This window comes from Kitasatospora sp. NPDC088783 (assembly GCF_044750705.1).
Taxonomy (GTDB): domain Bacteria; phylum Actinomycetota; class Actinomycetes; order Streptomycetales; family Streptomycetaceae; genus Kitasatospora; species Kitasatospora fiedleri.
Genome location: NZ_JBIVKJ010000010.1, coordinates 60,728 through 73,099 on the forward strand (window position 1 = coordinate 60,728; position 12,372 = coordinate 73,099).

Annotated in this window: 10 protein-coding genes and 1 tRNA gene; 8 read left to right on the forward strand and 3 right to left on the reverse strand. The window is 72.1% G+C overall.

The features are described 5' to 3' along the window. Positions 1-48 precede the first annotated feature (48 nt). Positions 49-2,736 carry a DNA polymerase I gene (gene polA, locus ACIP60_RS25860; RefSeq protein ID WP_400688619.1) on the reverse strand — a complete coding sequence of 896 codons (2,688 nt, stop codon included), beginning with the start codon at positions 2,734-2,736 and terminating at the stop codon, positions 49-51. A 197-nt stretch (positions 2,737-2,933) separates the two neighbouring features. Here polA and ACIP60_RS25865 point away from each other — a divergent pair, with 197 nt between their 5' ends. The 7 genes from ACIP60_RS25865 to ACIP60_RS25895 all read left to right on the forward strand — a co-directional run bounded on the left by ACIP60_RS25865 (position 2,934) and on the right by ACIP60_RS25895 (position 10,327). Continuing rightward, positions 2,934-3,386 (forward strand): PaaI family thioesterase, encoded by a 453-nt coding sequence (locus ACIP60_RS25865; protein ID WP_100835725.1) that lies wholly within the window; start codon positions 2,934-2,936, stop codon positions 3,384-3,386. A gap of 141 nt (positions 3,387-3,527) precedes the next feature. Next, positions 3,528-4,208, forward strand: a complete 681-nt coding sequence (locus ACIP60_RS25870; RefSeq protein ID WP_400688265.1) for a Tat pathway signal sequence domain protein — start codon at positions 3,528-3,530, stop codon at positions 4,206-4,208. Between the two features lie 291 nt (positions 4,209-4,499). After that, complete coding sequence (locus tag ACIP60_RS25875; protein WP_400688267.1) at positions 4,500-5,744, forward strand: branched-chain amino acid ABC transporter substrate-binding protein; 1,245 nt, start codon at positions 4,500-4,502, stop codon at positions 5,742-5,744. Between the two features lie 95 nt (positions 5,745-5,839). Further along, positions 5,840-6,769 (forward strand): branched-chain amino acid ABC transporter permease, encoded by a 930-nt coding sequence (locus ACIP60_RS25880; protein ID WP_400688269.1) that lies wholly within the window; start codon positions 5,840-5,842, stop codon positions 6,767-6,769. A gap of 5 nt (positions 6,770-6,774) precedes the next feature. After that, complete coding sequence (locus tag ACIP60_RS25885) at positions 6,775-8,766, forward strand: branched-chain amino acid ABC transporter permease (RefSeq protein WP_400688271.1); 1,992 nt, start codon at positions 6,775-6,777, stop codon at positions 8,764-8,766. Next, positions 8,763-9,614 carry an ABC transporter ATP-binding protein gene (locus ACIP60_RS25890; protein WP_400688273.1) on the forward strand — a complete coding sequence of 284 codons (852 nt, stop codon included), beginning with the start codon at positions 8,763-8,765 and terminating at the stop codon, positions 9,612-9,614. The genes ACIP60_RS25885 and ACIP60_RS25890 overlap by 4 nt, the downstream gene beginning before the upstream one ends. Next, the gene (locus tag ACIP60_RS25895) at positions 9,611-10,327 is read left to right on the forward strand and encodes an ABC transporter ATP-binding protein (protein WP_400688275.1); all 717 of its coding nucleotides are present in this window, start codon (positions 9,611-9,613) and stop codon (positions 10,325-10,327) included. The genes ACIP60_RS25890 and ACIP60_RS25895 overlap by 4 nt, the downstream gene beginning before the upstream one ends. Positions 10,328-10,402: 75 nt before the next feature. Here the strand turns inward: ACIP60_RS25895 and ACIP60_RS25900 are convergent, their stop codons facing one another. Then, a complete protein-coding gene (locus ACIP60_RS25900) occupies positions 10,403-11,056 on the reverse strand; it encodes an ANTAR domain-containing response regulator (RefSeq protein ID WP_100835731.1) in 654 nt (217 codons plus the stop codon). 98 nt (positions 11,057-11,154) lie between these two features. Here ACIP60_RS25900 and ACIP60_RS25905 point away from each other — a divergent pair. Beyond that, positions 11,155-11,228 (forward strand) — tRNA-Leu (locus ACIP60_RS25905). A 106-nt stretch (positions 11,229-11,334) separates the two neighbouring features. Here ACIP60_RS25905 and ACIP60_RS25910 read toward each other — a convergent pair. After that, positions 11,335-12,273: a hypothetical protein gene (locus ACIP60_RS25910; RefSeq protein ID WP_400688278.1), complete on the reverse strand. Its 939-nt coding sequence runs from the start codon at positions 12,271-12,273 to the stop codon at positions 11,335-11,337. Positions 12,274-12,372 lie beyond the last annotated feature (99 nt).

Sequence of the window (12,372 nt, forward strand, 5' to 3'; positions counted from 1 at the left end):
CGCAACGCGATAAACCCGGTGAACGCGGTGACCGCGACGATCCGGGTGTCAGTGCGCGGCGGTCTCCCAGTTCGCGCCGGCGCCGACCGAGACGTCGAGCGGGGCGCGCAGCGGGTACGCCCCGGCCATCTGCTCGCGGACCAGGGCCTCGACCTGCTCGCGCTCGCCGGGGGCGACCTCCAGGACGATCTCGTCGTGCACCTGGAGCAGCATCCGGGTGGCGAGGCCGGCGGCGCGCAGGGCCGCGTCGACCCGGAGCATGGCGATCTTGACGATGTCGGCGGCGGTGCCCTGGATGGGGGCGTTGAGGGCCATCCGCTCGGCCATCTCGCGGCGCTGCCGGTTGTCGCTGGTGAGGTCGGGCAGGTAGCGGCGGCGGCCGAGCAGCGTCTCGGTGTAGCCGACGGCGCGGGCCTCCTCGACCACGTCGTGCAGGTAGTCGCGGACGCCGCCGAAGCGCTCGAAGTAGGTGTCCATCAGGCCCTGGGCCTCGGCGGGCTTGATGCCGAGCTGCTGGGAGAGGCCGTACGCGGACAGGCCGTAGGCGAGGCCGTACGACATGGCCTTGATCTTGCGGCGCATCTCGGCGTCGACGCTCGCCGGGGGGACCGAGAAGACCTGGGAGGCGACGGTGGTGTGCAGGTCCTCGCCGGTGGTGAAGGCCTCGATCAGGGCCTCGTCCTCGGAGAGGTGCGCCATGATGCGCAGCTCGATCTGCGAGTAGTCGGCGGTGAGCAGCGTCTCGTAGCCCTCGCCGACCACGAAGGCGCGGCGGATGGCGCGGCCCTCCTCGGTGCGGACGGGGATGTTCTGCAGGTTCGGGTCCTGGGAGGAGAGGCGGCCGGTGGCGGCGACCATCTGGTTGAAGGTGGTGTGGATGCGGCCCTGCGGGGAGACGGTCTTGAGCAGGCCCTCGACGGTGGTGCGGAGCTTGGCCTGGTCCCGGTGGCGGAGCAGGATGACTGGGAGTTCGTTGGTGGTCTGGGTGGCGAGCCAGGTGAGGGCGTCGGCGTCGGTGGTGTAGCCGGTCTTGATCTTCTTGGTCCTGGGCAGGCCGAGGTCGCCGAACAGCACCTCCTGGAGCTGCTTGGGCGAGCCGAGGTTGAACTCGCGGCCGGCGGCGGCGTGCGCCTCCTCGACGCAGCGCTGGATCTCGGCGGCGAACTGGGTCTCCAGGCCCTGGAGCCAGGCGCGGTCGGCGGCGATGCCGTGGCGCTCCATCCGGGCCAGCAGCTCGGCGATCGGCAGTTCCATGTCGTGGAACAGCTCGACCGCGCCGACCTCGGCGAGCCGGGTGTCGAACAGCTCGGCGAGGTCGTGGACGGCGCGGGCCCGGGTCATCAGGGACTGGGCGCCGGCCGTCGGGTCGGGCTCGTCGGCGTCGAAGCTGAGCTGGCCGGTCTCGGCCTGGGCGGCGGCGGGGGCGAGCGAGCGGCCCAGGTACTCCTCGGCGAGGACGTCGAGGGTGAAGGTGCGGCGGCCGGGCTTCTCCAGGTAGGCGGCGAGCGCGGTGTCGGCGGTGACGCCGGCGAACCGCCAGCCCTGCTCGGCGAAGGCCCGCATGACCTGCTTGGCGATGTGCAGGGCCTTGGGGCGCTCGGGGTCGGCGAGCCAGGCGGTGAAGGCGCGGTCGTCGTCCTCGCCGAGCGCGGCGGGGTCGAACCAGGCGGCGGCGGTGCCGGTGGCGAGGGCGATCTGCTCGACCCCGCCGGTGCCCAGCGCCCAGCTGTAGTCGGCGGCGAGGGCGGTGCGGACGTCCGTGCCGGTGTGCTCCTCCAGCCAGGCGGCGAGCGCGCCGGGGACGGTCAGCAGGTCGCCGTCGACGGCGGGGCCGGCCGGGACCTCGACGGCGGCGGCGCTCTCGGCGCCGGCCGGGTCGATGCCGGCCACCCGGTCGCGGAAGTTGGGGTTGCGGAACTCCAGCGCCTCCATCAGCCGGGCGACCTCGTCCTTGTCGAACGGGGCGCGGGCCAGCTCGGGGACGCCGAGCGGCAGTTCGACGTCCCGCACCAGTTCGGTGAGGAAGCGGTTGCGCTTGACGGAGTCGAGGTGCTCGCGGAGCTTCTCGCCGATCTTGCCCTTGACCTCGTCGGCCCGGTTGACCAGTTCCTCGAAGGAGCCGAACTGGTTGACCCACTTCGCGGCGGTCTTCTCGCCGACGCCGGGGATGCCGGGCAGGTTGTCGGACGGGTCGCCGCGCAGGGCGGCCAGGTCCGGGTACTGGTCGGGGCGGACGCCGTACTTCTCGGCGACCTTCTCGGGGGTGTAGCGCGTCAACTCGGAGACGCCCTTGGTGGGGTACAGCACGGTGACGTGCTCGTTGACGAGCTGGAGGGAGTCCCGGTCGCCGGTGACGATCAGCACCTCGAAGCCCTCGGCCGCGGCGGCGGTGGCCAGGGTGGCGATGACGTCGTCGGCCTCGAAGCCCTCGGCGGTGACCCGGGGCACCCGCATGGCGTCGAGCAGTTCGCCGATCAGCGGGACCTGGCTGCGGAACTCGTCCGGCGTGGCCGCGCGGTTGGCCTTGTACTCGGGGAACTCGGCGGACCGGAAGGTCTGCCGGGACAGGTCGAAGGCCACCGCCAGGTGGGTGGGCCGCTCGTCGCGGACGGTGTTGGCCAGCATCGAGGCGAAGCCGTAGACGGCGTTGGTGTGCTGGCCGGTGGCGGTGGAGAAGTTCTCCACCGGCAGGGCGAAGAAGGCCCGGTAGGCCATCGAATGCCCGTCCAGCAGCATCAGCCGGGGCCGTTCGGCCGCCTTCTTGCCCGCACCCTGTGTCGCCACGTCACGTCCCGTCCTGCCGGTTGCACTGCCTCCCCGATCCTAGAGGTCGGTGCGGACATCTCCGGCGCGGCGCGGAGCACCTCCCTACCCACGGGTAGACAGTCGTACGATCGACGCGCAACGAAGCGAACCCCGGAAGCAGGAGCACCATGACCGACGCGGCGCCCGTACTGAAAGTGCCCCAGGACGTGCTGGACCACTTCGCCAAGCTGGGGGTGAGCGCGGAGACCTTCTCCGGCGGGCACCTGGGCGAGAAGCTGGGCATCACCATCGTGGAGGCGTCCCCGGACCGGGTGGTCGGGACGATGCCGGTGGAGGGCAACCAGCAGCCGTACGGGCTGCTGCACGGCGGGGCGTCGGCGGCGCTGGCCGAGACGCTGGGCTCGATCGGCGCGATGCTGCACGCCGGCCCGGGCCGCTACGCGGTGGGCGTGGACCTGAACGCGACGCACCACCGCTCGGCGACCTCGGGCCTGGTGACGGGCGTGGCGACGGCGGTGTTCAAGGGCCGCACGGCCGCGACGTACGAGATCGCGGTGACGGACGACACCGGCCGCCGGATCACCTCCTGCCGGCTGACCTGCATGCTGCGCGACCTCTAGGCCCTGTCCGGCCGAGCGCGGCGGCACGACCGCGGCACACCGCCGCGGCGGCACCCCGCAGAGCACGGCCCCGCGCGCGCCCCCTCGGAGTTTGGCCGGTCCCCGCCAGGGGCAACCTCGGCTGGACGAGGGGGCGCCGCCATGTCCGGAGAGCGCGAACTGCCGAGCGGCCCAGGGGGGTTCCTCGGTCCGGTCGAGCCGGGCGAGGGCACCTGGACGCCGCTCGTGCTGCGCCCGGAGCGGCCGCCCGAGCGTCCGCCGCGCCTGCTGAGCAGACGTCAGAAGTGCGTGCTGGCAAGTTTGTTGCTGCTGTTGGCGCTGGGACTGACGATCCGGCACGCGGTGAACTACCCTGGGCGGGCGTCGGGTTCGCCCCCACCGGGGCAACTCCCGCCGTTCCCCTCGCAGTCGACCAGGTTCGAGTACGACGGTCCGGCCCCGGCCGGGTCGGACTCCTTCGCCCTGCGGCTGGCGGTGCGCAACACCGGGCCCGCCCCGGTGGACGTGCTGGGGGTGAGCCAGGGGTACCGGGGGCTGACCGTGCGGGTCTCGGGCTGGCTGCCGCGGACGGTGCCGCCCGGGGGGACGCTCTCGCTGCGGGTGGGGCTGGAGGTCGTGGACTGCTCGGGGGCGCCGGCGGACGCGAGCCTTCCTTTCCTGGATGTAACGCTGCGTAATACGCGCGCAATGGAGACCGTGAGTCAGATCCTGGGCACCCCCTACGCCCGGGACCTTTCCGCCGCTCTGCATTCCGCCTGCGACGTCACCGATTATCGGACGTCCGCGACCACCCCCCAATCTGCGGACAAACCTGTCCGATAATCGGTGAACCCAGGCGTGACCTGCGAGTTGAGGAAGGAGTCCATCCGCTACTCGGGACGGGTCCCGGAATTTCCGGCTCCACCTGGGGTTTTCGACCATGATGTGAGATCAGCCGACGCCGTGGTCATAACAAGAGAATCACAGCCTCACCCGCCCCACTGCCCGAGCAGCCAGCGGCGGTCTAGAGTCACGCCCAGTCACCGCTCTGTCCGGTTTTCGGGCTGGGCTGTCGCTATCCGGCACCGCCAGCCCTGTGCGCGTGTCCTCCAGATCCAGAAGGAGACCCTCGTCGTGCGAAAGAGCTCACTTCTTGTCGTCGCCATCGCGGTAACCGGGGCGCTCACCCTCTCCGCCTGCGGTTCGCGCGGTGGCAAGTCCGACTCCGGCGCGGACAACGCGAGCGGCGGCAGTGGCGGGACGAAGGTCGTGATCGGCGTCGACGCCCCGACCAGCGGCAGCCTCTCGGCGCTGGGCCTGGGCATCCGCAACTCGGTCGAACTGGCCACCAAGCAGGCCAACGAGAAGAACTACGTCCCCGGCGTGACCTTCTCCATCGAGGCCAAGGACGACCAGGCCAACCCGACCACCGGCAAGCAGAACGCCACCGCGCTGGTCGACACCAAGGGCGTCGTCGGCGTCGTCGGCCCGCTCAACTCCAGCGTCTCGCAGACCATGCAGAAGGTCTTCGACGACGCCAAGCTGGCCCAGATCTCGCCGGCCAACACCAGCCCCGAGCTGTCGCTCGGCCCGAAGTGGGGCGAGAACCAGTTCGCCCGCCAGTACAAGTCGTACTTCCGCACCGCCACCACCGACGTGGTGCAGGGCAAGTTCGCCGCCCAGTACCTGTACAACGACGCCAAGAAGACCAAGGTCTACGTCATCGACGACAAGAAGACCTACGGCGCCGGCCTGGCCGCCATCTTCCAGGCGGAGTTCACCAAGCTCGGCGGCACCGTGGTCGGCAGCGACCACATCAACCCGGGCGACAAGGACTTCTCCGCGGTCGCCACCAAGGTCGCCTCCTCCGGCGCCGACTCGGTCTACTACGGCGGCGAGTACCCGGACGCCGGCCCGCTCAGCGACCAGATCAAGAAGAACGGCGCCAAGGTCCCGCTGTTCGGCGGCGACGGCATCTACGACCCGGAGTTCATCAAGCTCGCCAACGGCAACGGCGAGGGCGACCTGGCCACCTCGGTCGGCGTCCCGGTCGAGGAGCTGGACACCGCCAAGGACTTCGTCGCCAACTACGCCAAGGCCGGCTACAAGGACCCGTACGCGGCGTACGGCGGCTACTCCTACGACGCCGCCTGGTCGATCATCGAGGCGGTCAAGGCCGCGGTCGGGCACAACGGCGGCAAGGTGCCGGACGACCTGCGCACCAAGGTGCTGGACGAGCTCGGCAAGGTGAACTTCACCGGCGTCACCGGCCAGGTCTCCTTCGACGAGTACGGCGACACCACCAACAAGCAGCTCACCGTGTACAGCGTCCAGGGCGGCGCGTGGAAGAAGGTCAAGAGCGGTACCTACACCGGCTGATCCGCACCACTCCCCCCCGCAAGACAGCCGTGTCGGCGGAGGGCACCACAAGTGCCCTCCGCCTCCTCGTACCCCCCTATCCACGGAGGCCCGCGGTGCACGAACTGCCGCAAAACCTGGCCAACGGACTGATGCTCGGCCTGATGTACGGCCTGATCGCCATCGGCTACACGATGGTCTACGGCATCGTCCAGCTCATCAACTTCGCCCACGGCGAGATATTCATGATCGGCGGCTTCGGAGCGCTGACCGCCTACGCGGCGCTGCCGCACGGCACTTCCCTCTGGCTGGCGCTGCCGGTCATGATCCTCGGCGGTGTGCTCGCCTCCGTGCTCACCGCCGCCGCCGCCGAGCGCTTCGCCTACCGACCGCTGCGCACCGCGCCCCGGCTGGCGCCGCTGATCACCGCGATCGGCCTGTCGATCGCGCTCCAGCAGGTGGTGTGGGCGTTCTACCCGGGCGGCAAGAAGGCGCTGTCCTTCCCGCAGTTCGGAGGCGACCCGGTCGGCCTGGGCGCCTTCCACCTGCAGCGCAACGACCTGTTCCTGCTGGTCGCCGCGCCGCTGTGCATGCTGGTGCTGGCCACCTTCGTGCGGCTTACCCGCACCGGCCGGGCCATGCAGGCCACCGCGCAGGACCCGGACACCGCGAAGCTGATGGGCATCGACACCGACCGGATCATCGTGGTCGCGTTCGCGCTGGGCGCGGCCTTCGCCGCCGTCGCGGCGGTCGCGCACGGCCTGCGCTACGGCCAGGTCGACTTCACGATGGGCTTCCTGGCCGGTCTGAAGGCGTTCACCGCGGCCGTGCTGGGCGGCATCGGCAACATCTACGGCGCGATGCTGGGCGGCCTGGTGCTGGGCGTGGCCGAGTCGCTGGCCACCGCGTACATCCAGGACGTCCCGGGCATGCACCAGCTCGGCGGCGGCGCCTGGGCCAACGTGTGGGCGTTCGTGCTGCTGATCGTGGTCCTGCTGGTGCGGCCGCAGGGCCTGCTCGGCGAGCGCGTCGCGGATCGGGTGTGAGGACGATGACCCTGACCACTGCCCCCGGCACCCCGGCCGCCGCCGCGGCCCGGGAGACCCACGAGACCTCCCCGGTCCTGCCGCTGCCCGCCCCGCTGGCCTCCGGCGCGGCGGTGCTCGGCGGCCTGCTGGCCGCCGCCTCGGCGGCGATGTCCTGGACCTGGACGTCGGACTTCCCCGGCGACCTGACGTACTACGGCTCCCCGGCCGGCCTGCAGTGGCTGGCGCTGGTCGGCGGCCTGCTGACCGCGCTGCTGGCGCTGGCCGCCCGCGGGCTGAAGGGCCTGCGCTGGCTGAGCCCGTCGGGCGGCAACAACGGCGTGCTGTTCGCCGCGCTGGGCACCCTGGCGGTGTGCTGGTACGCGGTGGTGGCGATCGCCGTGGAGCTGGACGGCCTGGTCAACCTGGACCCGGGCGGCTGGCTGGCCGCGGCCGGCTCGCTGATCGCCGTGCTCGGCGCGCTCGGCCTGCCGCTGGACCGCCGGCGCGCCGTCCGCCACCCCGAACTGCACTGGGGCCTGTACGCGGCCCTGCTGGTCTCGCTGGTGCTGCGGGTGGGCCTCGGCCAGGGCTGGGCGCTGCACGCGGTGCCGCCGGGCATCCGGCCGCTCTTCAGCGAGAACCTGTGGTTCTTCGTCGCCGTGCCGCTGGTGATCGCGGCGCTGCGGCTGTGGCGGCTGCTGGACGCCTGGCTGCGGCTGGGCCGGATCGAGCGTCCGCTGCCCGCTGCCCGGAAGCTGCCCGCCTGGGTGGAGATCCTGGTGGTCACCGCGGTCTTCGCGGTGGGCCTGGGCGTGGTCGAGTTCGGCGTCTCCACCGAGTACGGCGAGCTGTTCGTCGGCTTCCTGCTGCTGGCCGTCTTCGCCACCGCGGCACTGCTGGCCTCCGGCGCGGTGGCCCGGCTGCGCGAGCTGACCTCCCGGCACCGGGCGGTGACCACGGGCGCGGCGTTCGCCGCGGCGGGCGCGTTCCCGTTCACCCAGGGCAGCGAGACGTACGTGCTGATCGGCACCAACATCCTGATCTTCGCGACGGTGGCGCTCGGCCTGAACGTGGTGGTCGGCCTGGCCGGCCTGCTGGACCTCGGCTACGTGGCCTTCCTGGGCGTCGGCGCGTACGCGGCGGCGCTGGTCTCCGGTTCGCAGTTCTCGGTCTTCAGCGGCGTGCACCTGCCGTTCCCGGTCGCGGTGCTGGTCGGCGCGCTGGCGGCGCTGGTGTTCGGCGTGGTGATCGGCGCGCCGACGCTGCGGCTGCGCGGCGACTACCTGGCGATCGTCACGCTGGGCTTCGGCGAGATCTTCCGGATCGCGATGAACAACCTGGACGGCCGCTCCGGCCCGAGCCTGACCAACGGCCCGAACGGCATCGCGTCGATCCCGGACGTCAACCTGCTCGGCTTCGACTTCGGCGAGGCGCACGACTTCGCGGGCCTGCACCTGGGCAAGAACGGCAACTACCTGCTGCTGATGCTGGTGGCCACCGCGATCGTGGTGACGGTGTTCGGCCGGGTCGCCAACTCCCGGATCGGCCGGGCCTGGGTGGCGATCCGGGAGGACGAGACGGCGGCCGAGGCGATGGGCATCAACGGCTTCCGGGTGAAGCTGATCGCCTTCGCGCTGGGCGCGACGCTGGCCGGTCTGGCCGGTGCGGTGCAGGCGCACGTGTCGGGCGCGATCTCGCCCGACCAGTACCTGTTCAGCAGCCCGACGCCGCCCAACTCGGCGTTCCTGCTGGCCGCGGTGATCCTCGGCGGCATGGGCACCATCAGCGGACCGCTGGTGGGCGCGGCCCTGCTGTTCCTGATCCCGGCGAAGCTGGAGTTCCTGCAGCAGTACCAGCTGCTGGCCTTCGGCGTGGCGCTGATCCTGCTGATGCGCTTCCGCCCGGAGGGGCTGATCGCCGGCCGCCGGCAGCAGCTGGAGTTCCACGAGGCGGACGCGGAACTGCCCGCGCAGGCCGCCCCGATCGACGACGTACCGACCAAGGCTGGGGCGTGAGCACCGTGACGACCACCGACACCGCTCCCGCCGCCCCGGCGTCCGAGCCGCTCGCCGAACCCGTGCTGGAGGCTTCCGGCGTGGTGATGCGCTTCGGCGGCCTCACCGCCGTGAACGACGTCGACCTGACGGTCCGCCAGGGCGAGATCGTCGGTCTGATCGGCCCGAACGGGGCCGGGAAGACCACCTTCTTCAACTGCCTGACCGGGCTGTACGTCCCGACCGAGGGCACCGTGAAGTACAAGGGCACGGTGCTGCCGCCGAAGCCGCACCTGGTGACCCAGGCGGGCGTCGCCCGGACCTTCCAGAACATCCGGCTGTTCTCGAACATGACGGCGCTGGAGAACGTCCTGGTGGGCCGGCACACCCGCACCAAGGAGGGCCTGTTCTCGGCGATCCTGCGCGGTCCGGGCTACCGGCGGGCCGAGGCGGAGAGCCGCGAACGCGCCCGGGAGCTGCTGGAGTTCTGCGGCCTCGGCGCGAAGGCCGACCACCTGGCCCGCAACCTCCCGTACGGCGAGCAGCGCAAGCTGGAGATCGCCCGGGCACTGGCGTCCGAGCCGGGCGTGCTGCTGCTGGACGAGCCGACGGCGGGCATGAACCCGCAGGAGACCCGGGCCGCCGAGGAGTTGGTCTTCGCCATCCGGGACCTGGGCATCGCCGTGCTGGTGATCGAGCACGACATGAAGTTCATCTTCAACCTGTGCGACCGCACCGCCGTGCTGGTGCAGGGCCGGAAGATCGTCGAGGGCGACCGGGAGACCGTCCAGAACGACGAGCGGGTCGTCACCGCGTACCTGGGCGCCCCGCTCGAAGGAACCACCGCAGCTCAGGAGGACGGCCAGTGACCGCTCTGCTGGAGGTCGAGGACCTCCGTGTCGCCTACGGCAAGATCGAGGCCGTCAAGGGCATCTCGTTCACGGTCGCGGAGGGCGAGGTCACCACCCTGATCGGCACCAACGGCGCCGGCAAGACCACCACCCTGCGCACCCTGTCCGGGCTGCTGCGGCCGACCGCGGGCAAGGTCCTGTTCCAGGGCGCGGCGATCGACACCGTGCCCGCGCACCGGATCGTCGCGCTCGGCCTGGCGCACTCCCCCGAGGGCCGGCACATCTTCCCGCGGATGACCATCGAGGAGAACCTGCTGCTCGGCGCGTTCCTGCGCCGGGACGCGGCGGGCATCGCCGAGGACGTGGAGCGGGCCTGCACGCTCTTCCCGATCCTGGCCGAGCGCCGCAAGCAGGCCGCGGGCACCCTCTCCGGCGGCGAGCAGCAGATGCTGGCGATGGGGCGGGCGCTGATGTCCCGGCCCAAGCTGCTGATGCTGGACGAGCCGTCGATGGGCCTGTCGCCGCTGATGATGCAGAAGATCATGGCGACCATCGTGGAGCTGAAGGCCGCGGGCACCACCATCCTGCTGGTGGAGCAGAACGCGCAGGCCGCCCTCTCGCTCTCGGACCGGGCGTACGTGATGACCACCGGCCGGATCACCCTGTCGGGCACCGGCGCGGAGCTGCTGCACGACGAGTCGGTGCGCCGCCAGTACCTGGGCGAGGACTGACCCTCCGCACGCGCCGGTGCCCCCGCCCCCCGTCGAGGGGGGCGGGGGCACCGGCGCGTGCGCGCGGGGGCGGGCTCAGCCCTCGGCGGCCTCGGTCTTCTTGCGGTCCTGGGCGGCGCCCTCCTCGATCACGGCCTCGGCGACGGCGGCCATGGTCATCCGGCGGTCCATCGAGGTCTTCTGGATCCAGCGGAACGCGGCGGGCTCGTTGAGGCCGAACTTGGTCTGCAGCACGCTCTTGGCGCGGTCGACCAGCTTGCGGGTCTCCAGCCGCTGCGAGAGGTCCGCGATCTCCTGCTCCAGGGTCCGCATCTCGGTGTAGCGGGAGACCGCCATCTCGATGGCCGGGACGAGGTCGCTCTTGCTGAACGGCTTGACGATGTACGCCATCGCGCCGGCGTCGCGGGCCCGGTCGACCAGCTCGCGCTGGGAGAACGCGGTGAGCATCAGCACCGGGGCCAGGTGCTGCTCGTGGATGCGCTCGGCGGCCGAGAGGCCGTCCAGGACGGGCATCTTCACGTCCAGGATGGCCAGGTCGGGCTTGAGCTCCTCGACCAGCCTGACCGCCGTCTCGCCGTCACCGGCCTCGCCGACGACGGTGTAGCCCTCCTCCTCCAGCATCTCCTTGAGGTCGAGGCGGATCAGTGCCTCGTCCTCGGCGATGACGATTCGGGTGATCTGGGGCGAGTCGGTGTCAAGCGGCTGTGCCTGCTCGTCGGCGGTGCTCACGGGGCTCCTCGGTCCGGCGGGGTGCTGCATGCATGAGCCTACCCAGACGCGGTATGTTTGGTTCACCGCGGTGGGGGGTTGAACCTTCGTTCCGCTGGGCCCCGATAGCCCAATCGGCAGAGGCAACGGTCTCAAACACCGTCCGGTGTGGGTTCGAATCCCACTCGGGGCACTTTCTCTTCGAATCCAAGGCGGCGCCGGCCGCCGTTCCTCCCTGCGCGAGATCCGTCTCACCCGGCGCCTCACCCGGCGTCCCGCCCCGCGTCTCACCCGACGTCTCACCCGGCCGCGAGCGTGATCGACACCGGCCCGGCCGCGGCGCCCTCCGCCGAGCCGTCCGCCGCCTCCAGGGTGTAGGTGCCGGCGGTCTCCCCGTAGAAGTCGAACCAGGCCGCCAGGCTGACGGTGTCCGGCCGCCCGACGTAGGCGGTGGCGCCGATCGGGGCGCTCGGGGCGAGCCGGCGGCCGTCGGGCAGGGTCAGGTGCAGGTCCAGCCGGTCGGCGGTGGTGCCGGCCGGGGCGTCGAACAGGATCTCCGCGCTGTGCTGGCCGGGCTTCAGGGCGCGCAGCGCGCGGGGCACGAAGGGCGTGGTGCCGAGCGGCACCGCGGGGGCCGGGACGGGGCTGCCGGTGCAGTCCTCGCGCAGCCGGGCGGAGGCCAGCAGCAGCCGGTAGCGGCCGGTGCGCACCACGCCGGTGGAGGCGCGCAGCGGGGTCGGCCGGAGGTCGACCGCGTCCTGTCCGGCGCGGGCGCCCACCGGCAGCACCGCGCGGGCCGCGCCGGGGGCGGCCAGCACCAGGGCGAGGCGGTCCGGGTCCAGCGGCTGCCCGGGGGTGCCGACGTCCTGCACGGTGACGGTCAGCGAGGCGTAGCCGAACGGCGGCGGCCGGACCTCCAGCGGGCCGCTGACCGCGACGCCGTCGGACTCCAGCGCCACCCGGGGCAGGGCGGGCGCGGCCGGCACCGGCGACTCGACGACGACGCCCAGGACGAGTTCGACCGCGGTGCGGCCGTCGGGCTGCGCGGTCGCGGTGACCTTGGTGAGCCGGTAGGAGCTGCCGCCCCACCACGCCGTCCGGTCGACGGCCACGCTCCGGGCCGCGGGGCCGGTGGGGCTCCCGGACGCCACCTCCCGCAGGGTGTCCGCGCCGTAGGGGGTGCAGCCGGCGGTGAGGACGGCCGCGGCGCAGAGCACGGCGGTGCGGCGGCGTATCAAGCGGTTCCTTCCCCCGTTCCCGGCGCGGCCCGGCCCCGGGACCCCCGGGGCATGCTACCGACAACGCGCCGGGGGCGCGGGGGCCGCTGACGGCCCGTC

Coding starts and splice junctions, on each gene's coding strand:
- polA (WP_400688619.1), bottom strand. CDS start 2,736: ATGCTGCTGGACGGGCATTCGATGGCCTACCGGGCCTTCTTCGCCCTG.
- ACIP60_RS25865 (WP_100835725.1), top strand. CDS start 2,934: ATGACCGACGCGGCGCCCGTACTGAAAGTGCCCCAGGACGTGCTGGAC.
- ACIP60_RS25885 (WP_400688271.1), top strand. CDS start 6,775: ATGACCCTGACCACTGCCCCCGGCACCCCGGCCGCCGCCGCGGCCCGG.
- ACIP60_RS25870 (WP_400688265.1), top strand. CDS start 3,528: ATGTCCGGAGAGCGCGAACTGCCGAGCGGCCCAGGGGGGTTCCTCGGT.